The sequence below is a fragment of the Bacteroides caccae genome, assembly GCF_002222615.2.
Classification (GTDB): Bacteria; Bacteroidota; Bacteroidia; order Bacteroidales; family Bacteroidaceae; genus Bacteroides; species Bacteroides caccae.
The window spans coordinates 3971744-3996487 of sequence record NZ_CP022412.2 but is presented as its reverse complement, the minus strand read 5'-3'; the positions used below and the strand labels follow the sequence as shown (position 1 = coordinate 3996487).

The following is a 24744-nucleotide window of genomic DNA, read 5'->3' as shown; positions in this document are numbered from 1 at the left end:
TTTTATATAGATATGTAATTAAAAAAGTCGGAAGATTTAAGAGCAAAACAATTATAAATATATTCTTTTGTATATGACTACCTAAGTTTATAAATATTTCATTGAATAATAGACATATAGCGATAAAAGTATTAAATTTATAGTGTCTAATTATAGAGTTTAAACGATTACCGCTATGTTCCCAAAATTTAAAGTTACGGAAATTTATTGTATGGCAGATGATTTATGCAAGGAATTTGCATTGCAACAGAAAAAATATATGGTTGAAAACAAGAACTGCAAGCACCGGAATAAGCTGAACCGTATGAGCGATACGGAAATAATGGTTATTCTTATCCTGTTTCATTCTAGAGGTTTCAGATGCTTCAAGCATTATTATAAGGAATATGTCTGCAAGCATTTGAAGGGTATGTTTCCTCAATGTGTATTTTACAACCGTTTTGTGGAATTGGAAAAGGAGGTACTACTTCCACTGACTATTTTTATAGGATGTGAGGATATTTTGGTGGAAAACTGTGTGGGTTGGACGGATTGCACCAATGTGTTTTTGGCCGACCCGTGGAGTGCGGAACGTTTCGTGAATCTCGTCCGGATTATATCCAGAATGTGACTTTTAGAAACTGTATCGTATTGGAGACACCTACATTGTATGATAACAAGGAAGGGGATGAGGGCTGGAGAGGAGGATGTGCGGCTATTAATCATGTGTTGGCATATACGAGGAACTTGGCGGTGGGGTGGACGGATGTCTGACATTCCGTTCGAGAATATACAATTTGAGAACTTGTATGGCGGACGACCAATTGCTGTGGAGATAGTAAGTGACGGTAAAGATACGGGAAGTTTGTCCAAAGTTGTCTTTCGGAATATAACTTTTACAGACGACAAATATCTGCCTGCTCAAGTGCGGAGAGTGAGTCGTGAGTTTCCTTTGCGGAATGTGGTATTTGATAATGTCATGTTTAACGGAAGACAGATAAAGAAGGCTGATTGTAGAAAATATCTGTTTGTCAATCCATATATAGAGAATTTACAATTTAAATAAATACAAATTACCATGAAAAAACTATTAACAACTTTATTGTTTGGAAGCTTTTTTTCGGCTTGTGCTGAAAGACAACCGGTTCCTGCCATTCCATCAGATCCGGAAATAGAAGGAAAAATAGAGAAACTGCTTAAAGGCATGACCCTTGAAGAGAAGATTGGCCAAATGTGTGAACTGACCATTGGGGCAGTGACAGATAAAAACGATAATAAATTGAGTGAAGCGTTACTGGATACGGTGATTGGTAAATATAGGGTAGGTTCGTTACTGAATATTCCCTTCGGAGTCAGCCAAAAAAAGGAAGTATTCGCAGAAGTGATCACACAGATTCAAAAGAAATCTTTGGAAGAAATTGGGATTCCATGTATTTATGGTTTGGATCAGATTCACGGGGCTTCATATACACAAGACGCTACTTATTTTCCTCAAGGCATCAATATGGCGGCTGCTTTTAATAGGGAACTAACTAGGTATTGTGCGGAGATTACGGCTTACGAGACTCGCGCTTGTTGTGTACCATGGACGTTTGCTCCTGTAATGGATCTCGGGCGCGATCCTCGTTGGCCGCGTATGTGGGAGAGTTTCGGGGAAGATGCCTATGTGAATGCGCAAATGGCTGTGCAGGCTGTACGTGGTTTGCAGGGGGATAATCTGAATAAAGTGGATGAATATCATATTTCTTCCTGTATCAAGCATTTTATGGGATATGGGGTTCCTGTATCCGGTAAAGACCGTACCCCTTCTTCTATTACCGATATTGACTTGCGTGAGAAGCACTTTGCTCCTTTCAAGGCGGCGATCCGTGCGGGTGCGTTGTCATTGATGGTCAATTCCGCCAATAATAACGGGGTGGCGTTTCATGCCAATAAAGAGCTACTGACAGGCTGGTTGAAGGAGGACTTGAACTGGGATGGAATGATTGTGACCGATTGGAATGATATTGATAATCTGTATTTTCGCGATCATATTGCAAGCAGCAAGAAAGATGCTATCAGATTGGCTGTAAATGCGGGTATTGATATGGCAATGATTCCTTCGGAAGAACAACAGTTTTGTATCGACTTGAAGGAATTGGTTGAGGAAGGGGCTGTATCAATGAAACGTATTGACGATGCCGTGCGGCGTGTGCTACGTTTGAAATTCCGTTTGGGATTGTTTGAGAATCCTTACTGGGATATTCGGAAATATGACAAGTTTGGAAGTCGGGAGTTTGCAGAAGTGGCATTGCAGGCTGCCAGGGAGTCGGAGGTCTTGTTGAAAAACGAAGGAGAACTTTTGCCTTTACGTAAGGGAACGAAGATATTGTTGGCAGGTCCGAACGCCAATGCTATGCGTTGTCTCAACGGAGGATGGTCTTACAGTTGGCAGGGAGAGTTGGCGGATGAATTTGCGCAGGCTTATAATACTATCTATGAAGCATTATGCAACAAGTTTGGTACGGAAAACATTATCTATGAACCGGGAGTGACGTATGTTGCTGATCCTAATGATAACTGGTGGAAAGAAAATTGTCCAGAGATTGGAAAGGCAGTTACTGCTGCCGGTAGGGCGGATGTGATAATAGCTTGTATAGGAGAGAATACGTATTGTGAGACTCCGGGAAATCTGAATGACTTGAATCTTTCTTCCAATCAGAAAGAGTTAGTGAGAAGGCTTGCGACAACAGGAAAGCCGGTAATATTGGTTCTGAACGAAGGACGGCCGCGTATTATTCATGAGATAGAACCTTTGGCAAAAGCGGTGGTTCATATTATGTTGCCGGGAAATTACGGAGGAGATGCATTGGCTGACTTGATTGCTGGAGATGTGAACTTCAGCGGTAAATTGCCTTTTACCTATCCGAAATTCATCAATTCGCTTGCTACGTATGATTATAAGCCGTGTGAACAGATGGGACCTATGGAAGGGGAGTATAATTATGATGCGGTCATGGATGTTCAATGGCCCTTTGGATATGGATTAAGTTATACGTCCTATGAGTATAGTAATTTTAAAGTGAATCGTACGACTTTCAATGCGGATGATGAACTGATATTTGAAGTGGATGTAAAGAACGTGGGAGAAAGAGCAGGTAAGGAAACGGTCCTGTTGTATTCTAGTGATTTGGCAGCTAGTGTTTCACCAGATGTGATCCGTCTTCGTTATTTTGAGAAAGTTGAATTACAATCGGGTGAAACAAAGAAGGTTGTTATGAAGTTGAAGGGAAGCGACCTGGCTTTTGTCGGTCAGGATAGAAAATGGCGGTTGGAGCAAGGACGTTTCCGCATGAAATGTGGTAGTGAGATACTGTATATAGACTGTGAAGAAGACAAAATTTGGGATACTCCCAATATTGACTAAGCAGAAACAGTATAAAGAAACTGATTGCAATAAGTGTAATATCCGTTGTTATAGCTGCGTACAATACTTTAGAAAGGGTGGAGGATTATAGGAATGTAATTCCTCTATCACATGAAATAGTAATGGTAGCTGGGAATCCTTTTGTTATTGAAAAAGATACCCGCATTCTTTATCTTGAAGATAATATTCTTTTAGAAAGGAACACACAATTCCTTGCCGGATACATTAAAGAAGCGACAGGAAGGCGGTTAAAAGTGGAATCCGGACAGGATGTGAATGACAAGAATATGATTATATGAGGATGTAAATTAAACTGTGTCAGCAAAAAATAAAATATTAATTTTGCTGACACAGTTTAATTTACATCCTCTATATTTCAGTTCAAAAAAATGCGTAAAAATATTCCAGAAGAATTATGGCAAATGAGTGAGCAAAGAGAATTGTATGTTGTATAATATTGTATCTACACAGTAGACGTGTAATTTTAGCATGGACTTCTAAATAGAATTATTAATTCGATCGATATTTATATTCTTAAGTATTTGAGGGGCTTTATATTCTAAAAAGTACTTTACTCTTTGGAATTACAAGGCATTTTGTTTGCCTTTGTGTTAATCAATATATTGAATATGAATAATAGTAATAATAATCAGATAATTCGTTTTGACTGGGCGATGAAACGTCTGCTCCGGAATAAGGCAAACTTTAGTGTACTTGAAGGTTTGCTTACTACGTTGCCGGGTGAGAAGATTGTTATTCAGAAACTCCTTGAAAGTGAAAGTAATCAGGAGGATAAGTTTGACAAGTAGATATGCTTGCCGAGAATTCTAAGGATGAGCTTGTCTTGATCGAGGTACAGGATAATAATGAATATGCTTACTTCCAGCGTATGTTGTTCGGTACTTCTAAAAGTATATAAATAGAGGAGAGAGTTATGACAAGGTACGTAAAGTATATAGTATTAATATCGTCTATTTCTCATTAGGTCATGGGACGGACTTCGTATATCATGGAAAGACAGAATTCAGGGGTATTTATCAAGGGGATATTTTAGAACTGACTCCATTTCAAAAGCAAACATTCAAGGTGGATACAGTTAGTCAGTTGTATCCTGAATACTATATCTTAAAGGTAAATGGCTTTAATCAGATAGCCAAGAGTCCGTTGGAAGAATGGATTTACTATTTGAATACAGGTGAGATTCCTTCTAGTGCTACAGCTCTAGAGCTTGAAGAGGCACGGGAGAGATTGAAGTTGGATAGCATGACTAAGGATGAATTGGTGGCTTATTATCGTCACTTGGATAATATAGTAATTCTGCGTGATAATATCTATACCGAACGAGAAGAAGGAAGGGCGGAAGGGCGTGAAGAGGCTAATTGGGATAATGCTCGTAATCTGAAAAAAACTGGGAGTAGCTATTGATATAATTTCACAAGCTACGGGATTGTCTAAAGAGGAAATAGAAAAGTTATAGGGTAAATCTTGAATAAGTTATTGATTGAGGGGACATACAGTTTACTGTGCATTCCCTTTTTTATTGCTGTTCGAAATAGAGATGATGAGAACGAAAAAAGGAATTTTAGTTTAATTTGTTAGGAAATGGGGGATGAATAGAGTTAAAGTAATATAAGTATAGTGCTTTCTGAGTGGGGAGTAAAGCCATTAGTGAAAAAGAAAAAGCTCTGAAAATCAGAGATTTAAATCTTTTGTAAGTGGAGCGTATCGGACTCGAACCGATCACCTTAACACTGCCAGTGTTACGCTCTAGCCAGATGAGCTAACGCCCCTTCTTTAATCTTATATGATAACGTTTGTAAACGAATCTTTTTTGTTGGTGCAAATATAATGCAATATTCTGAAATAATTGCTATGTTTGCGGTAAATAATAGTTTAAAATAAAGAAATGCTGATTTATAATACGACTTTTCAGGTGGATGACGACGTTCACGATAATTTTCTGATTTGGATCAAAGAATCCTATATTCCCGAAGTACAGAAGCATGGTGCATTGAAGACGCCGCGTATCTGCCGGATATTGAGCCACCGGGAGGAAGGAAGTGCTTACTCCTTGCAGTGGGAGGTAGAGAGTAGTGGGTTGCTGCACCGCTGGCATCTGGAACAGGGAGTGCGCCTGAATGATGAACTTACAAAAATATTTAAGGATAAGGTGATTGGTTTTCCGACATTAATGGAGGTGATAGAGTGATTCAACCGGTAAAAGAAAAGATAATCCTGGGTATTGACCCCGGTACTACGATCATGGGATATGGGATCTTGAGAATAAAAGGAACCAAGCCCGAAATGGTTGCAATGGGGATTATCGACTTGCGTAAATTTGCCAATCACTATCTGAAACTACGTCATATTCATGAGCGTGTATTGAGTATCATTGAAAGCTATCTGCCTGACGAACTGGCTATTGAAGCACCATTCTTCGGCAAAAACGTGCAGTCGATGTTGAAGCTGGGGCGTGCGCAGGGAGTAGCAATGGCAGTGGCCCTAAGCCGTGACATACCAATCACCGAGTATGCTCCTTTGAAAATTAAAATGGCTATTACCGGAAACGGACAGGCCTCGAAAGAGCAAGTGGCGGATATGTTGCAGCGAATGCTTCACTTTTCGAAAGAAGATATGCCTACTTTCATGGATGCGACAGACGGTTTGGCGGCCGCATATTGCCATTTTCTACAAATGGGACGACCGGCATTGGAAAAAGGATATAATAGTTGGAAAGATTACATAGCAAAGAACCCGGATAAGGTGAAATAATTGAGGATATAAGTTCTATGCTATAAGTTTATAGGTGCGATAAAGCACTATACATCAAAGGAAAGGGTTAAGATGAAGATGGGAACTAATTATTTAGCAATACTGGGAGTAACTACGATGACAACAGTGATGAGTTGTTCTTCTGCAAAAAAGGAATACGCTTCTTATGAACTCTATCCCGTTCGTTCGGGGAATCTTGTCGAAATGGAGTATGCTCCGGGGGCTACCAGGTTTACGCTTTGGGCGCCTACGGCTGATGAGGTACGCCTGATGCTTTATGATGCAGGGGAAGGTGGTCATGCTTACGAAACGGAGAAAATGGAACCTGCTGAAGACGGAACATGGACGGTGACCGTAGACAAAGATTTGCTGGGTAAATTCTACACCTTCAATGTGAAGATTGATGATAAATGGCAAGGAGATACACCGGGTATTAACGCTCGTGCTGTCGGAGTAAATGGCAAGCGTGCTGCTATTATCGACTGGAAATCGACCCAGCCGGAAGGGTGGGAGAATGACCGGCGCCCTACCCTGAAATCTGCTGCCGATATGATTATCTACGAAATGCATCATCGTGATTTCTCGTCGGATTCTACTTCGGGGGTAAAGAACAAAGGAAAATATCTTGCCTTGACCGAACGAGGAACCATGAATGCTGATAAACGTCTGACAGGGATCGACCATTTGAGAGAACTGGGGATCACGCATGTACATCTGCTTCCTTCTTATGATTATGCTTCCGTAGACGAGACGAAGTTGGAAGAAAACCACTATAACTGGGGATATGATCCGCTGAATTATAACGTGCCGGATGGTTCTTATTCGACCGACCCTTATCAGCCTGCGGTTCGTGTGAAGGAGTTCAAACAAATGGTACAGGCATTACATCAGGCAGGTATCCGAGTGATAATGGACGTAGTGTACAACCATACGTTCAATACGATAGAGAGTAACTTTGAACGTACCGCTCCCGGTTACTTTTATCGCCGGAAAGAAGATGGTTCTCTGGCAAATGGCTCGGGATGCGGCAATGAGACTGCAAGTGAACGTCCTATGATGCGTAAATTTATGATCGAATCTGTCCTTTACTGGATTAATGAATATCATATTGACGGCTTCCGCTTTGACCTCATGGGAATACACGACATCGAGACGATGAACGAAATCAGGAAAGCTGTCAACAAGATTGATCCTACTATTTGCATTTATGGAGAAGGCTGGGCTGCTGAAGCTCCTCAATATCCGGCGGATTCGTTGGCCATGAAAGGAAATGTTGCCCGTATGCCGGATATCGCTGTCTTTTCGGATGAACTGCGTGATGGGCTTTGCGGACCTGTATGGGAAAAAGATAAAGGTGCGTTTCTTGCCGGTGTTCCGGGAGGAGAGGCGAGTGTAAAGTTTGGTATTGTGGGTGCGATTGAACATCCGCAAGTGCGCTGTGATTCGGTGAATTATAGCCGGCAACCTTGGGCGAAGCAACCTACACAGATGATTAGTTATGTTTCCTGTCATGACGGATTATGCCTTGTTGACCGAATAAAGGCAAGTATGCCGGGAATTACTCCCGAACAGTTGGTCCGTCTGGATAAATTGGCGCAAACGGTGGTCTTTACTTCACAAGGTATTCCTTTTATTTATGCTGGCGAGGAAGTGATGCGTGATAAGAAAGGAGTGGACAACAGCTACAAGAGTCCGGATGCGGTAAACGCTATTGACTGGCGGCGCAAAACTACGAATGAGGATGTTTTCACCTATTATAAGCGTTTGATTGACTTGCGTAAATCTCATCCCGCCTTCCGTATGGGAGACGCGGAAATGGTTCGGAGACATTTGGAATTCCTGCCTGTCGAGGGGAACAATCTGATTGCGTTCCTTTTGAAGGAGCATGCGAACGGTGACCGTTGGGAAGATATTATCGTTGCTTTCAACTCCCGCACTACTCCCGCACGTCTGGAAGTACCTGCCGGCAAATATACGGTAGTATGTAAGGACGGTGTGATAGATGTTCGCGGACTTGGGACGCAAACCGGACCGGAAGTAATTGTTCCCGGCCAGTCTGCACTGATTATGTATAAATAGATAAAAATAAAAGAATATGAGCCAAAATACATTCAGCATGGCGGGGGGCGTAGCACGCAACCCGCTTGTGCGTTTAGCCAAACCCGTCACGGCAACTATCGGGGCAGACGAACATATAGCCATTGTAGGACCGAACGGTAGTGGTAAAAGCCTTTTTGTAGATACGCTGATCGGTAAATATCCGCTGCGTGAAGGAGCGCTGCAATATGATTTTTCTCCTTCTGCTACTCAGACCGTTTATGATAATGTAAAATACATCGCTTTTCGTGATACCTATGGAGCTGCCGACGCCAATTACTACTATCAGCAACGTTGGAATGCCCATGACCAGGATGAGGCTCCCGATGTCCGCGAAATGCTGGGCGAGATCAAGGACGAGCAACTGAAAAACGAATTATTCGACCTTTTCCGTATCGAGCCTCTTCTGGATAAGAAGATTATCCTTCTTTCCAGTGGGGAATTACGCAAATTCCAGCTCACAAAGACCCTGCTGACTGCTCCCCGTGTTCTGATTATGGATAACCCGTTTATCGGACTGGATGCTCCTACACGCGAATTGCTTTTCTCTTTGCTCGATCGTCTGACGAAGATGTCGTCGGTACAGATAATTCTGGTGCTTTCCATGTTGGATGATATTCCTTCCTTCATTACCCATGTCATTCCCGTTGACAAAATGGAAGTCTTTCCGAAAATGGAACGTGAAGTCTATTTGGATGCTTTCCGTTCAAGAGATACGGTCGTTCCTTTTGACGATTTACAACAACGTATTATTGATTTGCCTTACAACGGCAACAATTACGATGCCGACGAGGTGGTGAAACTAAACAAAGTCAGTATCCGCTATGGTGACCGTACTATTCTGAAAGAACTCGATTGGACTGTGCATCGTGGGGAGAAATGGGCATTGAGTGGAGAAAACGGCGCAGGCAAATCAACCTTGCTGAGTCTTGTTTGTGCGGATAATCCCCAATCGTATGCCTGTGATATCAGCCTGTTCGGACGAAAAAGAGGAACCGGGGAGAGTATCTGGGAAATTAAGAAACACATCGGCTACGTCAGTCCGGAGATGCATCGTGCTTACCTTAAAAACCTGCCGGCTATTGAGATTGTAGCAAGCGGTTTACATGATAGTATCGGGTTGTACAGACGTCCGCAACCGGAGCAGATGGATATTTGTGAATGGTGGATGGATGTATTCGGTATCGCAGCATTGAAAGATAAAGCATTCCTGCAACTTTCCAGTGGCGAGCAACGGCTGGCTCTGCTGGCACGTGCTTTCGTCAAAGATCCGGAACTGTTGATTTTGGATGAACCGCTTCACGGACTTGATACTTACAACCGTCGCCGGGTGAAGAAGGTGATTGAAGCCTTCTGCCAACGTAAAGATAAAACGATGATTATGGTGACACATTATGAATCGGAGCTTCCGGGCACGATAACAGACCGCATTTTCCTGAAAAGAAATTAGATGGTACACCGTTCAAGTTTGGTTTCTAATCTTCTTTTATGAATTGATTATTCTATTCATTTATATAAGTTATTAACTAAGGTTTTTCTCAAACCATTCTCACTATGATGAGAAAAAATTCTCATCATAGTGAGAACTTTTTCTCATTACTATGAGAATTTTTTCTCGTCATGGTGAGAATAATCCCTGCCCTGAATGTATCGTAACGGGGGTTCTGGAAGTAAATTGTGAACCTGCTTTCCGGGTTAGCCGAGTGGATGTGTAAACCAGAAACAGGAACCCTTTCCGGGTTCCGAATCTACTCCGATCTTTCCTCCGAGTTGTGTGATGATACTCTGGCAGATAGAAAGACCGAGACCGGTGCCGGGAATAAAATTATTGAGTTTGACAAAACGGTTGAATACAGCCGTTTGCTTTTCCGGTTCGATTCCTATACCCGTATCCTCTACGGAGAATTTCGCTTCTTTTCCTTTTATTTGGTAACTGATGGTTATACTCCCTTCGGAGGTAAATTTTAACGCATTTACTACGAAGTTTGATAATACTTGGTAAAGCCTACTTTTATCGCTGGTGAGTTGCAAATCGGGCAGATCGGGAGACAGGCGGAGTTCCACCTGTGGGGAGGTTCGCATCTGCATTGCTTGGTATAATTCATTGCATAACCGTTTGGCGTTCACTTTCTCGAAGGTAAAGTCAAAAGTTCCAGCTTCGATTTTTGACAAGTCGAGAATATCGGAAATAAGTTGTAGCAGGCGTTTGTTGTTCTCTTCGATGATGGTGACATACTGCAGTTTTTCTTCCGGATTGTCCGCCTCTTGCAGCATACTCGAAAAACCGACAATCGCATTGAGCGGTGTACGTATCTCGTGGCTCATATTGGCAAGGAAGGCAGACTTTAGCCGGTCGGATTCTTCTGCTTTCTCTTTAGCTTGAATGAGCATTCGTTCCGTTTCTTTCAGTTGGGTGATATCAAAGTTGATGCACAACATTTCGATGATATTATCCTGTGGGAGATAATTCCGGACCAACACATTCACGCGTGTCCACGTATAGTTTCCGTCAGCTCTGCGAATACGCATATCACGACATAATTTGCTACTTTCCCCTTTAATGACCTTATCCAGAAAATCAAGCATTACAGCCCGGTCTTCGGGGTGGAAGTGGGAGTGTATGCCGATGATTTCCGGTAGTGGGGTACCTTCTTTCTCTCCTACATTCCTGTACCAGCTGCTCAGGGCATAACCGTCCCGGCTCAAAGCGTCGAAATGGGCATAACCAACTTTGGCATAGTCGCCTACCAGGTCGAAGAAATTTTTGAACTCCTGAATCTTATTATAAGCAATGGTATTTTCGGTCTTGTCTACGTTAATCACCAAGTAATTGATCGGCTCATGATTATGATCGTACAGCGTAGTTACTTTGGTTGTTAAATCTATGCTGCCTCCCGAATTTTGTGACTGGTAGTATCCGTTTATCTTGGAAAATTCATAGCAGAATGTAAAGTCGGCGTCTTCATTATTTCTGAGTTTCTGTTTGATCTCTTCCGGAAGCAGGGGATTCTCGAACAGATTAACTCCCAAGACATCTTCTTTGCTGGCTATATGAAACATTTCCAGTTCCTTCTTGTTAAGGTCGATCAGGAGCCCGTCTTTATTGTATAATTCGATGCCTACGGGGATATTTTTATAGATATTATGCAGAATGCGTTCACTGTTTTGCAATGCCTGGTAAGCGGACGCCATATGTGGTCCGTCTTGTGTTTCGGCTATGCCATATATCTTGGTGTTTCCTGCCTCGTCTGTTTCCTGGTAACATATCTTGCTGCGTATCCATACACCCCCTTTAGGAGTATCGAGTAGATATACTTCTTCAATCGTCTGCTGTAATTCATCGAAAGAGTGGGAAGTGGTGTGTTGCTGGTCTTCCCTCAGAATCCGCTTGTTGAAATCATTGAAACTAATAATGCCATCCTCGTCGAGACCGAGAAGTTGGGCTATGAAGCCGGAGCATTTGTAACACTCTGTTTTTACATCTGCCTCCCACCAGCCGATGTTGGCTTTATTCATTAATTTCCGTAGGAAGATGTCTTCTCTGTGTGTGTCTGTTTCAGGCATTTTACAGTTTGTTCTGAAGGTTAAAAATTTGTTTAATATGTAAAAGTAGTCATTTTTGTCGGATTCCTGCTAATAAACCACCATTTTTAGGTATTGATAACTCCTTATTCTTTCGTGAACTTTGTGAAGAAATAAAATGTTCTATATATAATGCGTAGATATAAAAAGAAAGGAGATCATTAAGAATGAAAAAAATAGTATTACTTCGTCACGGAGAGAGTGTATGGAACAAGGAAAATCGTTTCACCGGCTGGACGGATGTAGACCTTACGGAAAAAGGAGTTGCCGAAGCCGAGAAGGCAGGGGAGACGCTGAGAGAATATGGCTTCAATTTCGATAAAGCCTATACTTCCTATCTGAAACGTGCAGTGAAAACTCTGAACTGCGTGCTTGATAAGATGAATCTCGACTGGATTCCCGTGGAAAAGAACTGGCGCCTGAATGAGAAGCATTATGGAGAGTTACAAGGGCTGAATAAAGCGGAAACCGCCGGGAAGTATGGGGAGGAACAAGTGCTTGTATGGCGCCGCAGCTATGACATTGCTCCTAATCCGCTTGCAGAGAATGACCTTAGAAATCCACGTTTCGACTATCGATATCACGAGGTACCCGATGCTGAACTGCCCCGTACCGAATCATTGAAGGATACCATTGAACGTATTATGCCTTATTGGGAATCAAATATATTTCCTGCATTGAAAACTGCCCATACTTTACTGGTGGTAGCTCACGGTAATAGTTTGAGGGGGATTATCAAACATCTGAAACATATTTCGGATGAAGATATTATAAAACTGAACCTGCCTACTGCCGTGCCTTATGTGTTTGAGTTCGACGAGAATCTTAATGTAGCTAATGACTACTTTCTGGGTAATCCCGAAGAAATCAGAAAATTAATGGAGGCAGTAGCCAACCAGGGAAAGAAAAAATAGAATAAAGTTATACATTAAAAAAATGAAGTTATGAATAAAGTTATAGAATTATTAGGAGATAAATCCTGTTATTATTTGGATCACACCTGTAAAACCATCGATAAATCGCTGATTCACATTCCCTCTCCCGATACAATAGATAAAATCTGGTTGGATTCAGATCGTAATATAAAGGTATTGAATAGCCTTCAGTCTCTCTTGGGGCATGGCCGATTGGCAAATACCGGATATGTGTCCATTCTTCCTGTCGATCAGGATATCGAGCATACCGCCGGGGCTTCTTTTGCTCCGAACCCGATCTATTTCGACCCGGAGAATATCGTGAAACTGGCTATTGAAGGCGGCTGCAACGCCGTGGCTTCCACTTTCGGAATCCTGGGTTCCGTAGCGCGTAAGTATGCCCATAAGATACCTTTCGTTGTGAAGTTGAATCATAATGAACTGCTTTCTTATCCGAACAGCTTCGACCAAGTGTTGTTTGGCACCGTGAAGGAGGCATGGAACATGGGGGCAGTAGCTGTCGGAGCTACTATCTATTTCGGTTCGGAACAGAGCCGCCGTCAGTTGGTAGAGATTGCCGAGGCGTTTGAATATGCGCACGAACTGGGTATGGCAACCATTCTGTGGTGCTATCTGCGTAACAATGATTTCAAAAAAGGAGCAATAGATTATCACTCTGCTGCCGACCTGACCGGACAGGCTGACCGCCTGGGTGTGACCATTAAGGCGGATATTGTGAAGCAGAAACTTCCGACGAATAACGGCGGCTTTAAAGCTATCGGCTTCGGCAAGGTGGACGAACGTATGTACACCGAACTGGCGACTGACCACCCGATTGACCTTTGCCGTTATCAGGTTGCTAATGGCTACATGGGGCGTGTAGGACTGATTAATTCCGGTGGGGAATCTCACGGAACTTCCGATTTGCGTGATGCCGTCATTACTGCCGTAGTGAATAAGCGTGCCGGAGGTATGGGACTGATTAGCGGACGTAAGGCTTTCCAGAAACCGATGAATAAAGGGGTAGAATTATTGAATGCTATCCAGGATGTTTATCTTGATCCGTCAATAACGATCGCTTGATACGGTTGTGAATGGAAATAATTTCTTATCTTTGACTATTAGATAGTTAACCATTAAAAAATAAGAGTATGAAGTTTTTTATTGACACAGCCAATTTGGAGCAGATTAAGGAGGCACATGACCTCGGTGTACTTGACGGAGTGACTACCAACCCTTCGCTCATGGCGAAAGAAGGTATTAAGGGAACACAGAACCAGCGTGACCATTATGTCAAGATATGTAATATCGTCAACGGTGATGTGAGTGCTGAGGTGATAGCGACCGATTATGAAGGGATGATTCGCGAAGGCGAGGAGCTGGCGGCGCTTAATCCGCATATCGTAGTGAAAGTGCCTTGTATTGCCGACGGTATCAAAGCCATCAAGTATTTCACGGAGAAAGGAATACGCACGAACTGTACGCTGGTCTTTTCGGTGGGACAGGCGTTGCTGGCGGCTAAAGCCGGGGCAACTTATGTATCTCCTTTCGTCGGCCGTCTGGATGATATTTGTGAAGATGGGATAGGACTTGTCGGGGATATTGTACGTATGTACCGCACGTATGATTACAAGACACAAGTGCTGGCAGCTTCTATCCGTAATACGAAGCACATTATCGAATGTGTGGAAGTGGGGGCGGATGTTGCTACTTGCCCGTTGAGTGCCATTAAGGGATTGTTGAATCATCCGTTGACGGATTCGGGACTGAAAAAATTCCTGGAAGACTATAAAAAAGTCAACGGTTGAGAGTAGACAAGGCTCAATATATAGAACAAACGGTGAACATCAGGCAGTTCGTTGCTGCACAGTGTTCACCGTTTTTTATTTTTTAGTTGTCGGATGGCTATTCGTTTTTCTTTTCCTGTTTCCGCTTTTCCTTATACTGTGTCGGCGTTTCGCCTGTATATTGTTTGAAAGCCGTACTGAAATAGCGGGAAGTAGTAAACCCGACTTTCTCGGCGATTTCCGTAAATGACAGTTCCGTGCCAGTCATTAATGTGATCGCTTTCTCCATTCTGAATTTGTTAATATAATCATTGGCCCCCATATCGGTAAGAGCTTTTAGCTTGTTATAGAGCGAAGCCCGGCTCATGCCGATTTCTTTGCAGACCAGAGCGACATCCAGATTACTGTTATCCAGATTTTCCTGGATAATCTTATTCATTTTGAGTAAGAATGTTTCGTCCGCCTGACTGAACGTGCTTTCTTCCGGGGCAGGAATCAAGCCGGCATTCAGATACCTTTTCTTGGTATGTTCGCGGTTTTTCAACCGGTTGCGGATGAGTTCCATTAACATTTCTATTTCAAAAGGCTTGGTGAGATAGGCGTCTGCTCCGTTTTTGTAACCGCTCAGCTGGCTTTGTTTATCATCTCTTGCTGTCAGCAGGATGATAGGGATGTGGCTGATAGTAATATCCTCTTTGATGTTTTTACACAATTCATATCCGTTCATTCGCGGCATCATTACATCACTGACGATGATATCCGGAGTATGGCTCTTGATAAGTTGAAGGGCTTCTACACCGTCTGCGGCAATTACGATCCGCTTGAAATATTCTCCTAATGATTTTTTCAGGAAGTCCGTCAGGTCGGAATTGTCGTCCACTACCAGAATACTGTAAGGGGTCGTGTCGAAATTGTCCTCATCAGGAATCTGTTCATTGTCATTGTCGCCTATCAGTTCGTTCAGATATGCCTTAGGCTGGCAGATAATTTCTTCGGTCTTTTGCTTCAGTGGTAGTTCAAAGAAGAAAGTTGCACCTGTTTCCTGATTGTTGCGGGCACCGATAGAACCACCATGCAGCTCAACCAGAATCTTGGAATAAGATAATCCGATTCCCGTTCCGCTTTGTTCTCCTGTCCCTTGATAGAAACGGGTAAAGAGTTTCCGGGTGTCTACTTGCTGCAATCCGTTTCCCTGGTCGATTATGGAAATACGTATTCTGCTTTCTTCTGAAAGTAATTCGGAGGTAATTGTAATTTCCGTATTTTCAGGACTATGTTTGAGCGCGTTGATAAGCAAGTTGCTTAAAATAGTCTCGCACTTGTCCTTATCGAAACTGACAGTTTCAATCCGTGGGTCGAGCTCATAACGGATTCGCACATTCTTGGCTTCACCTTCACTGATAAAGTCTTGTGATACGTCCTCAATCCATTTATTGAGCGGATGAGGCTGTATCTGCATTTTACTTTCTCCGACTTCCATTTTACGCACATCAAGCACCATGTTAATCAGGTTCTTCATACGTTGTGACTGTCTGTAAATAGCTTTCAGCGGAAGGTATTGATGATCTTCGGAGGAGAGTGATTTCAATATTCTGCTAAGTGGAGCGTGTATCAGTGTCAACGGTGTACGAAGCTCGTGGCTGATATTGATAAGGAAGCGTACTTTTTCTTCATACACTTGTTGCTCGTGCTCTTTCATAGCCCATTTGAGCTTTTCCTCTTTGCGTTTCAAGGTTCTTCGGAAAGTCTCTATAATAACGGCGACAACGAAAACTGCGCAACTGAGGATGAACCACCATGTACGATACCAGGGAGGAAGAATCGTTAACTCCAGTACTTCTTGGTTAGGAATCCAACTACCGTCTTTGGCCGTACAGGAAGCCATGATTTTATAACTGCCCGGTGGCAGTGAGCGTATAGCCAGTTCAGGGTTGTAGGATTCGATTTGTTGGTCATTCAACCCTTCTATCTGGTATTTATATACTTTTTGGCGGAAAATGTCTTCCTCTTTCGACATGATTCGGATAGTAATATTGCTGTTCCAAGGAGCGGAGATACCTTTCGGATTGCCGTTTAACTTATCGTTGACGGATTCTCCGTTGATAATGACATTTGACAATTGGAGTTGTGGAAGTTCGGAGGTGGTCAGCGGGAGCTTGCTGTTGATATGAAGCAAGCCTTTTACACCGCCCATGTAGATATCTCCCTGCATACTTAATAATTGAGGCTTGGAAAGATATTCGTTTAGAATAGCTCCATCCGACTCTCCGAATAGGACAAACTTCTTTTCTTTGATCAACCAGGCAAAGAGCATACTGTCGGCTCCTATCCATACTTTTCCCTGCTGGTCGCATACGAGCAGAGTAATTTCGCCGAACAGGGAAGTCGGTATCAGAGTCTTTGTCTTGGTTCCGGGATGATAATGTATCAATCCGTAATTGCTCCCGATCCAGAAGTGCCCTTCTTCATCCCGTGAAACGGAGTTGATAACAGTATCTTTTCGGCAAGAGTACAATGCTTTCAACCGGTTTGTACGGTTATCCAGTTCGTAGATGTGTTTTGTATCGTTTATATAAGTATAATCCTGATAATTGCCAATAGGTAAAAGGGTACCGATGATATCTTGCCCTTCCTGCTCGGTAGCAATATTGAAAGTCTGTTCTTTCAGATTGTATTTATAAACATGATCTCCCAGGAATAATATGCTGTGAGGCGTGTTTTGTAGTAAATTCACGGCTTTTCCCCGGTTACAGAGACGGGTGTTCGTTTCATTATCGACAATGGTGAAGGGATGTTTTTCTCCTGTTGCCGGATTGAAAATGAATACTCCCTGCGAGAAAAGGGAAATTAATAATTTACCGGGAGTAAACGGACAGATAGAGGCTACTTTGTCTTCCCAAGTCGAAGGGTAATGGGCGAATTTCTCCGTAAACGGGTTAAAGCTGTTTATGCCTCCTCCGTCCGTACCTATCCAGATCCGGTTTTCGGATTCCTGAAAAAGGCTCAAAACGGTGGAGTTGCTTAATCCGCGGTCATTGCCGGGCAATACATCTTTATATGTTTTCATAGAAACTTCCCGGATGCTGATTAATCCGTTTCGGATGCTGCCTGCCCACATATTATTATTCCGATCGTTATAAAGACATAAGATCGAATTGGCAGGAAGTGAATAGTTATCTCTTCCGGGGATGTGTTCCAGTAAGGAAAATTGTCCCGTTTCCGGGTCAAGGATATTGATGCCTCCTCCGTCTGTTCCAATCCATATCTGCCCTTCCCGTTCGGCGAGGCTTAATACAACATTGTTGCTCAGAGAAGAATTGCGGGTGGTATAGGTGGCTAGCAGTTTTCCGTCGCGGGTCAGGCAATTCAAGCCTCCGTTGTAAGGTGCCACCCATATCCTTTTCTGTGAATCGATGAATATATTCATGATTTCTTTTCCGCAATCGAAAGGGGGAGGGTTATATTTTCCGGTTTTTAAGTCGAGTAGTAGTAAGCCCTGCCACCGGCTACAACAGAGCAGGGTATGTTCATCCCAAAGGGTCAGCAGGGTGACATTGTAATTCAACTCCCGCTCAAATGATTGCAAGAGGCGTAAGGAAGCATCCTGATAATTATAGAAAAAGATTTTATTTTTTGAACCGAACAAGACGCCGCCTTTTGTCAGGCAAACTGAATAAACGATAATGTTATTTCCCGACTCATTCGTTGGTATGAAGAAGTCATCACTCTGCCGTCGATAGCGCGCCACTCCTTTGTCCGTCAGAATCCAGATATTGTTTTGTTCGTCTTCTATCATCTGATAGATAAAATTATGTGGAATGGAATGAGGATCATCGGCCTGATGAACATATTTTTTGAGTTCATGCCCGTCGTATCGTCCCAGCCCGGAACGGGTTCCAATCCATACAAAGCCTTGTTCATCCGTCAGGATACAGCGCACGGTGGAAGGTAGTCCGTCTTTCAGGGAGATTTGTTTATAGTAATAATGTCCGGCTTGAAGGGGGAGAAGGCCGGTAAATTGTATGATAAATGCTACGCATAGTAGTACCAATATGTTTTTTCTCATGAAATCAGGTCAGTTTAACTGAAACAAAGATAATGTATTCGGATGAATATTACTTAAATCAGCTCTCTTATTTTTTAGTTTTTATCCCTATCTTTGCTCGAAAATATACGATTATGATTACCGAAGAACTACAAAAACTTTATCTGGCATATACGGGAGTTCCCGCCGAGAATATAACAGAATTACCTTCTTCCGGCTCCAATCGCCGTTATTTCCGGTTGGCGGGGGTGCAAACATTGATCGGAGTTTATGGAACCTGTATCGATGAGAATGAAGCTTTTCTTTATATGGCGGCCCATTTCCGCAGATGCGGTTTGCCTATTCCTGAGATTCACATCGTGTCGGAAGATAAAACCTATTATCTGCAAGAAGATTTAGGAGACACTTTGTTGTTTCATGCCATAGAGAAAGGACGTGCCACGAGTGTCTTTTCCGAAGATGAAAAAGAACTGCTTCGAAAGACGATTCGCCTGCTGCCCGCTATCCAGTTTGCCGGGGCGGACGGATTTGATTTCTCCCGTTGCTATCCCCAGCCGGAGTTTAACCAACGTTCTATCCTTTGGGACCTGAATTACTTTAAATACTGTTTTCTCAAGGCTACCGGCATGGAGTTTCAAGAGGATAAACTGGAAGATGATTTCCAGAAGATGAGCGATGTTCTGCTTCGTAGTTCTTCTGCCACTTTTATGTATCGTGACTTCCAAAGTCGTAATGTGATGATTAAAGACGGCGAACCATGGTTTATTGATTTTCAGGGCGGACGTAAGGGACCGTTCTATTATGACATTGCTTCTTTCTTATGGCAGGCAAAAGCAAAATATCCTGATAGTCTCCGTCAGGAACTGCTGCAAGAATATATTGAAGCACTCCGCAAATACCAACCAATTGACGAACCTTATTTTTATAGCCAGCTTCGCCATTTTGTACTTTTCCGTACTTTGCAAGTGCTTGGAGCCTATGGCTTTCGTGGCTACTTCGAAAAGAAGCCCCATTTTATCCAGAGTGTTCCTTATGCTATCGGGAACCTGCGCGAACTGTTGAAAGAGGAATATCCGGAATATCCGTATCTCTGTAAAGTACTGCGTGAACTGACCGGGCTGAAACAATTTACGGACGATCTGAAAAAGCGCCAGCTCACAGTCAAAGTCATGAGTTTTGCTTATAAGAAAGGGATTCCTGACGATCCGACAGGCAATGGGGGCGGCTATGTTTTTGATTGCCGCGCTGTAAATAATCCCGGAAAATATGAACGTTACAAACCTTTTACCGGACTGGATGAACCGGTGATTACCTTCCTCGAAGAAGACGGAGAGATTCTTCGTTTTCTCGATCATGTTTATGCCTTGGTAGATGCTTCTGTGAAACGATATATGGAACGGGGATTTAGTAATTTATCTGTTTGTTTTGGCTGCACCGGAGGGCAACATCGTTCTGTTTATTCCGCCCAGCATTTGGCGGAGCACCTTAATAAGAAATTCGGAGTAAAAGTAGAATTGGTGCATCGTGAACAGAATATAGAACGTACGTTTGAAGCAACTATATAGAAGACTAATGAAAGCTATGATATTTGCTGCCGGTTTGGGTAGCCGGCTGAAACCGTTGACCGACTCTATGCCGAAAGCCCTTGTTCCCATAGCCGGACGTCCGATGCTGGAACATGTTATCCTGAAACTGAAAGCATCCGGTTTCACCGAAATTGTGATTAATATTCACCATTTCGGTGAACAGATACTCGATTTTCTGAAAGCTAATGATAATTTCGGACTTACCATACATATTTCCGACGAGCGTGAACAGTTGCTTGATACGGGAGGAGGAGTCAGGAAAGCCTGTACTTTCTTTGAACATTCCGATGAGCCTTTTTTAGTGCATAATGTCGATATTCTTTCGGATGTGGACCTAAAGGAATTATACGACTATCATTTACAAAACGGCAGTGTGGCTACTTTGTTGGCCAGTCGGCGTAAAACTTCACGTTATCTGCTTTTTGATACGGACAGGAGGCTTTGCGGCTGGATTAATAAAGACACGGGACAAGTGAAGCCGGAAGGCTTTCGACCGGATGAATCACGTTATCAGGAATATGCATTCAGTGGTATTCATGTTCTTTCACCTGCTATTTTCCGCTTGTTGGATGTTCCTTGTTGGGAAGGCAAATTCTCTATTATGGATTTTTATCTTGCTACCTGCCGGCAGGTGGAGTTTTCCGGTTATCTGGTAGAAGATTTGCGACTCATTGATATCGGTAAGCCTGAAACACTGGCTAAGGCCGAAGGCTTTTGTACCGGAACACTACATAGCGATGCCTAACGGGGCCAAACAGCTCTGTTTTTAGCATGAAACAAAAGATTTGCGTAAATTTACCCGGTTGAACAAACTATATTGTAAACTACGCAAATCTTGCTGTATGGAAAATAGATATCATCAGACTTTGGTAAATGAGATAACGGATAAATTGTTACATAATATTTTTTTATGATTTATCTGTAGGATTGGAATTATACGATAGAGCTGGTCTCATGATAGATATTAACCATTCTCGGTTGAAATTAATGGGAGGCAAAGAAAAAAAGATCTTATAGGACGTAATTTGTTCAATCATACGGCTTTTCTTGATGAAATAAAGCAGCAAAGTAAAAAAGGAGAAAGCCGTCCTCCTCTTTCATCTGAAAAGTAGACCAGACCACTATTTTCTTATTTCTTTTTTTGATTCAAAAAATGTTCAAAGATGTCTATTGTATTATTATTAATCGATGAAATGGGTGGTTTTAGACAAATTTGGAAAAAACATAGCTGTTTTTAAACACTTCACTTTAAACTACGTCTTTATATTTGCAATGAATTTCAACGAAAGGGAATTCAGAAAAAACTTTTTAATCTTTAATTTAATAACTTATAAAAATGACTTCTATGAAGAACCTATTGAAAGTTTTTCTAATGTGTTTCATTACGTTATTTGCTTTTGCAGGGCAAATGATGGGACAACAAAAGACCATTACAGGTAGGGTAGTGGATGCTCTTAATGAGGGTATGCCTGGTGTTAATGTACAAGTAAAAGGTACTACCTCAGGAACAATAACTAATATTGATGGCGATTTTTCAATTTCCGTACCTAATACAAAGTCTGTATTAGTATTTACTTTTATTGGATATGTGAAGCAGGAAGTTGCTGTGGGAAACCAAACAAAACTGAACATTCAAATGAAAGATGATACACAGAGTTTGGATGAAGTCGTGGTAGTTGCTTATGGAACAGCTCGTAAAGGTGATTTGACAGGAGCACTGACGACGATGAGACCAGATGCGAATGAAGCTGCAAAAGCCGTTTCCATAGATAATCTGTTGGAAGGAAAAGTTGCCGGTCTAGTCGTGAGCACGGCTTCTTCCAATCCGGGAGCTGCTTCGTCCATTACGATTCGTGGAGCTAGTTCGTTGCGAGGTGATAATCAGCCTCTTTATGTCATTGATAATATTCCGCAAGCTTCAACTGGAGAATTTTCTTCTTCGGGTATTAGCGGAGACTTTCAGATTGCTCAAGATCCGCTGTCATCATTGAACCCTGCCGATATAGAGGATATTACGATATTGAAAGACGCATCCTCTACTGCTATTTACGGTTCTCGTGGTGCGAACGGTGTTATATTGATAACTACTAAAAAAGGTAAGGAGGGCAAAGCTAAAGTGAATGCTTCGGCTACTTTTACTATTGCTAATGCAAGCAGGTTGTTAGAGATGATGAATTTAGAGGAATATGCTGCTTATCATAATTCAAGAATTACGGATGGCAAAGTGCCTTTCCATATTGTTGGAGATGAGGTGAGATATGTATTTAATGGAGCTTACGATAAATATGATCCTGCTGATCCTGAAACTTATAATGTAGTAAATTATCGTAACTGGCAGAAAGAAATCTATACTTCTGCTTTTTCTCAGAACTACTCTTTATCAGTAAATGGTGGTGCAGGTAAGACAACTTATTATATTTCCGCTAATTTTAAAGATATTAATGGTACTGTGAAGCAGACCGGTTTGAAGCAAGGAGACTTGCGTGCAAATTTGAGTGCGCAGCTTTCCAAATCTGTAGATTTAAACATGGCGTTAAGCGGATCCTTGCGACAGAATAATATGATGGCAGGTGGTAATACTCTTGGCGGTGCTACTGGTGCTATTTCACGTACTGCTCTTGATTATGCTCCTTTCGAATTGCCGGAGAATGACCCGTCTTTTACAAATGAAAATAAAACGAATGTGTTCAGCTGGCTGAATGATTATGTGGACTTGACAGATGACAAAACTTTTAAAGCTAGTTTGAATCTGAATTGGAAAATAAATAAGTTTTTCACTTATAGTCTTCGTGCAGGTGGTAATATCAATACGAATGATCGCAAACGATGGTATGGAATGCAATTGTATCAAGGAATGAATAATCAGGGTTATCTGGCAACCTCTAATCTTTCAAAAAGTAATTATTCAGTAGAAAATATAGTGAACTATAATACGAAACTTGGTAGTGTAGGTACATTGGCTGCAACAGTCGGTATGACTTATGATGATTATAATTTTCTAAATAAAAATGTGATTGGAAAGAACTTTACGATGTTTGAGTTTCGTGAGAATGGAATGCATATGGCAGGTGATGTAATTACGTCGCAGCCTATACAAAAAGATTATCAGTTACTTTCTTATTTGGGACGAGTTAATGTTAGTTTGCTTGATAAATATTTGATTACAGCTTCTTTGCGTGCCGATGGTTCCAGTAAGTTTGCGAAAAATAATCGTTGGGGATATTTCCCTTCTGCATCCATAGCTTGGCGTATGGAACAAGAAGAATTTTTGAAAGATGTTTCATGGCTGAATCAATTGAAGTTGCGTTTCAGCTATGGTGCAACCGGAAATCAAAGTATTGATCCTTATACTACTTTTTCGATGTATGGACAAGGATCTGGTGAAATCTCATATGCGGATGGAACAGGAAATAAAACGACTGCAATGGTGGTGACCAACTTGTCAAACAGTAGTTTGAAATGGGAAAAAACATCTTCATGGAATGTCGGATTGGACTTTGGTTTGTTTAATTCCCGTTTGAGTGGTACCTTGGATATCTATCAGAAGAAAACAACAGATTTGCTTATTTCAAGGAATTTGCCGGGATCAGCTGGATTTAGTTCTACTTATTACAATCAAGGTTCATTGAATAATAAAGGTGTTGAATTTTCTTTGAATGCACAAATCATTGACAGTTCATCTTGGAAATGGTCTGTAAGTGGTAATATCGGTGTCAATAGGAATGAAATTTCAGATTTAGGTTTGTTGCCTGCTGATTTTGGATGCTTGGGTGAGAGAGTTGGGTATTATGGTAATAGTTTAGGGGATCATTTTGGTGTAGGGCATATTTTCTTGGCAGGTGAAGCTCCGGGATTATTTTATGGTTATGTGACTCAAGGGATTGTCCAAAAGGAAGATATAACAGAAAATGGAATTAAGTACATTAAACAAGATGGAAGTGTGGGATATTACCAAACGGTGAATAAAACGACTCCGGTAGCCGGTGACGTGAAGTATGTGGATAGAAATGGAGATGGTGTAGTGGATGACAATGATCGCGATATTATTGGTAACCCGAATCCTGATTTTACTTATGGTTTTCAGACTAAAGTATCTTGGAAATCCTTGTCGTTGTCTGCATCCTTTAATGGGGTACAGGGTAGGGATATTTTAAATGTAGGTAATCGTTACAATAACACTCCGGGAACTAAATCGAATAATGTGACGCGTAAAGCGTTCCAAAATATGTGGACGGATGAGAATCCAAGTAATTTATATCCGAAATCAACATTTGTCGTACAAAATATGGTGATGGATCGTTATGTGGAAGATGGCAGTTATTTGCGTTGTTCTGATATTACACTGAGTTATGTACTTCCTGCCAAATGGACGAATAAGATTGGTATAAAGAATACATCTGTTTATGCTTCTGTAAAAAATGCGTTTGTGATAACAGATTATAGTGGTTATGATCCTGAAGTAAATAGTTTTGCTTTTGACGGTTTACGTCCGGGTGTTGATATGAACTCATATCCGACTCCTCGTTCATTTGTTTTTGGCTTAAATTTAACATTCTAATTTCTAAAATCACGAAGA

At 41.9% G+C, this 24744-nt stretch carries 16 protein-coding genes, 1 tRNA gene and 2 pseudogenes; 16 read left to right on the top strand and 3 right to left on the bottom strand.

The window, feature by feature from the left end:
• Positions 1–175: 175 nt before the first annotated feature.
• The 6 genes and pseudogenes from CGC64_RS16450 to CGC64_RS19420 form a co-directional block, all read left to right on the top strand.
• Positions 176–523: pseudogene (locus CGC64_RS16450) on the top strand (IS982 family transposase); the annotation flags it as partial.
• A gap of 126 nt (positions 524–649) precedes the next feature.
• The gene (locus CGC64_RS16445; protein ID WP_005678459.1) at positions 650–1045 is read left to right on the top strand and encodes a hypothetical protein; all 396 of its coding nucleotides are present in this window, start codon (positions 650–652) and stop codon (positions 1043–1045) included.
• 12 nt (positions 1046–1057) lie between these two features.
• Positions 1058–3385 (top strand): glycoside hydrolase family 3 N-terminal domain-containing protein, encoded by a 2328-nt coding sequence (locus tag CGC64_RS16440; protein WP_005678460.1) that lies wholly within the window; start codon positions 1058–1060, stop codon positions 3383–3385.
• 122 nt (positions 3386–3507) lie between these two features.
• Positions 3508–3684, top strand: a complete 177-nt coding sequence (locus tag CGC64_RS19175; protein WP_005678461.1) for a hypothetical protein — start codon at positions 3508–3510, stop codon at positions 3682–3684.
• A 330-nt stretch (positions 3685–4014) separates the two neighbouring features.
• Positions 4015–4194 (top strand): hypothetical protein, encoded by a 180-nt coding sequence (locus CGC64_RS19360; RefSeq protein WP_005678462.1) that lies wholly within the window; start codon positions 4015–4017, stop codon positions 4192–4194.
• Between the two features lie 577 nt (positions 4195–4771).
• Positions 4772–4862: pseudogene (locus CGC64_RS19420) on the top strand (Rpn family recombination-promoting nuclease/putative transposase); the annotation flags it as partial.
• Positions 4863–5101: 239 nt separating this feature from the next.
• Here CGC64_RS19420 and CGC64_RS16430 read toward each other — a convergent pair.
• Positions 5102–5175, bottom strand: a tRNA-Ala gene (locus tag CGC64_RS16430).
• A 116-nt stretch (positions 5176–5291) separates the two neighbouring features.
• On the opposite strand from CGC64_RS16430, the gene CGC64_RS16425 reads away from it, so the two are divergent.
• The 4 genes from CGC64_RS16425 (at position 5292) to CGC64_RS16410 (ending at position 9704) form a co-directional block, all read left to right on the top strand.
• A complete protein-coding gene (locus CGC64_RS16425; protein WP_005678465.1) occupies positions 5292–5594 on the top strand; it encodes a DUF4286 family protein in 303 nt (100 codons plus the stop codon).
• Positions 5591–6157: a crossover junction endodeoxyribonuclease RuvC gene (ruvC, locus tag CGC64_RS16420; protein WP_005681601.1), complete on the top strand. Its 567-nt coding sequence runs from the start codon at positions 5591–5593 to the stop codon at positions 6155–6157. Before CGC64_RS16425 ends, ruvC begins: the two co-directional genes overlap by 4 nt.
• 72 nt (positions 6158–6229) lie before the next feature.
• Positions 6230–8236, top strand: coding sequence for a type I pullulanase (gene pulA, locus CGC64_RS16415; RefSeq protein WP_005678468.1), 2007 nt, complete (start codon positions 6230–6232; stop codon positions 8234–8236).
• A gap of 16 nt (positions 8237–8252) precedes the next feature.
• The gene (locus CGC64_RS16410) at positions 8253–9704 is read left to right on the top strand and encodes an ATP-binding cassette domain-containing protein (RefSeq protein WP_005678469.1); all 1452 of its coding nucleotides are present in this window, start codon (positions 8253–8255) and stop codon (positions 9702–9704) included.
• A 245-nt stretch (positions 9705–9949) separates the two neighbouring features.
• Here the strand turns inward: CGC64_RS16410 and CGC64_RS16405 are convergent, their stop codons facing one another.
• Entirely contained in the window at positions 9950–11770 is a 1821-nt protein-coding gene (locus CGC64_RS16405; protein WP_172680727.1) for a sensor histidine kinase, read from the bottom strand.
• Positions 11771–12003: 233 nt separating this feature from the next.
• Between CGC64_RS16405 and gpmA the strand changes: the two genes are divergently transcribed.
• The 3 genes from gpmA (at position 12004) to fsa (ending at position 14558) form a co-directional block, all read left to right on the top strand.
• On the top strand, positions 12004–12750 hold the full coding sequence (gpmA, locus tag CGC64_RS16400; RefSeq protein WP_005678471.1) for a 2,3-diphosphoglycerate-dependent phosphoglycerate mutase: 747 nt from the start codon (positions 12004–12006) through the stop codon (positions 12748–12750).
• Between the two features lie 30 nt (positions 12751–12780).
• Positions 12781–13833, top strand: coding sequence for a class I fructose-bisphosphate aldolase (locus tag CGC64_RS16395; protein WP_005678472.1), 1053 nt, complete (start codon positions 12781–12783; stop codon positions 13831–13833).
• 68 nt (positions 13834–13901) lie between these two features.
• Entirely contained in the window at positions 13902–14558 is a 657-nt protein-coding gene (gene fsa, locus CGC64_RS16390) for a fructose-6-phosphate aldolase (protein ID WP_005678473.1), read from the top strand.
• A gap of 97 nt (positions 14559–14655) precedes the next feature.
• Here the strand turns inward: fsa and CGC64_RS16385 are convergent, their stop codons facing one another.
• Positions 14656–18603 carry a hybrid sensor histidine kinase/response regulator transcription factor gene (locus CGC64_RS16385; RefSeq protein WP_005678474.1) on the bottom strand — a complete coding sequence of 1316 codons (3948 nt, stop codon included), beginning with the start codon at positions 18601–18603 and terminating at the stop codon, positions 14656–14658.
• 113 nt (positions 18604–18716) lie between these two features.
• On the opposite strand from CGC64_RS16385, the gene CGC64_RS16380 reads away from it, so the two are divergent.
• The 3 genes from CGC64_RS16380 (at position 18717) to CGC64_RS16365 (ending at position 24726) form a co-directional block, all read left to right on the top strand.
• Positions 18717–20147: a RapZ C-terminal domain-containing protein gene (locus tag CGC64_RS16380; RefSeq protein WP_032838177.1), complete on the top strand. Its 1431-nt coding sequence runs from the start codon at positions 18717–18719 to the stop codon at positions 20145–20147.
• A gap of 7 nt (positions 20148–20154) precedes the next feature.
• Positions 20155–20913, top strand: a complete 759-nt coding sequence (locus CGC64_RS16375) for a nucleotidyltransferase family protein (protein ID WP_005678476.1) — start codon at positions 20155–20157, stop codon at positions 20911–20913.
• 600 nt (positions 20914–21513) lie between these two features.
• On the top strand, positions 21514–24726 hold the full coding sequence (locus CGC64_RS16365; RefSeq protein WP_005678479.1) for a SusC/RagA family TonB-linked outer membrane protein: 3213 nt from the start codon (positions 21514–21516) through the stop codon (positions 24724–24726).
• The last annotated feature ends 18 nt before the right edge of the window (positions 24727–24744 follow it).

What these genes read in the sequence shown, in the direction of transcription:
- CGC64_RS16445 (WP_005678459.1), top strand. Translation starts at nt 650, where the DNA reads ATGATAACAAGGAAGGGGATGAGGGCTGGAGAGGAGGATGTGCGGCTA.
- CGC64_RS16375 (WP_005678476.1), top strand. Translation starts at nt 20,155, where the DNA reads ATGAAAGCTATGATATTTGCTGCCGGTTTGGGTAGCCGGCTGAAACCG.
- CGC64_RS16425 (WP_005678465.1), top strand. Translation starts at nt 5,292, where the DNA reads ATGCTGATTTATAATACGACTTTTCAGGTGGATGACGACGTTCACGAT.
- CGC64_RS16410 (WP_005678469.1), top strand. Translation starts at nt 8,253, where the DNA reads ATGAGCCAAAATACATTCAGCATGGCGGGGGGCGTAGCACGCAACCCG.
- CGC64_RS19360 (WP_005678462.1), top strand. Translation starts at nt 4,015, where the DNA reads ATGAATAATAGTAATAATAATCAGATAATTCGTTTTGACTGGGCGATG.
- fsa (WP_005678473.1), top strand. Translation starts at nt 13,902, where the DNA reads ATGAAGTTTTTTATTGACACAGCCAATTTGGAGCAGATTAAGGAGGCA.
- CGC64_RS16440 (WP_005678460.1), top strand. Translation starts at nt 1,058, where the DNA reads ATGAAAAAACTATTAACAACTTTATTGTTTGGAAGCTTTTTTTCGGCT.
- pulA (WP_005678468.1), top strand. Translation starts at nt 6,230, where the DNA reads ATGAAGATGGGAACTAATTATTTAGCAATACTGGGAGTAACTACGATG.
- CGC64_RS16395 (WP_005678472.1), top strand. Translation starts at nt 12,781, where the DNA reads ATGAATAAAGTTATAGAATTATTAGGAGATAAATCCTGTTATTATTTG.
- CGC64_RS16380 (WP_032838177.1), top strand. Translation starts at nt 18,717, where the DNA reads ATGATTACCGAAGAACTACAAAAACTTTATCTGGCATATACGGGAGTT.
- CGC64_RS16405 (WP_172680727.1), bottom strand. Translation starts at nt 11,770, where the DNA reads ATGAATAAAGCCAACATCGGCTGGTGGGAGGCAGATGTAAAAACAGAG.
- gpmA (WP_005678471.1), top strand. Translation starts at nt 12,004, where the DNA reads ATGAAAAAAATAGTATTACTTCGTCACGGAGAGAGTGTATGGAACAAG.
- CGC64_RS19175 (WP_005678461.1), top strand. Translation starts at nt 3,508, where the DNA reads ATGGTAGCTGGGAATCCTTTTGTTATTGAAAAAGATACCCGCATTCTT.
- CGC64_RS16385 (WP_005678474.1), bottom strand. Translation starts at nt 18,603, where the DNA reads ATGAGAAAAAACATATTGGTACTACTATGCGTAGCATTTATCATACAA.
- CGC64_RS16365 (WP_005678479.1), top strand. Translation starts at nt 21,514, where the DNA reads ATGAAGAACCTATTGAAAGTTTTTCTAATGTGTTTCATTACGTTATTT.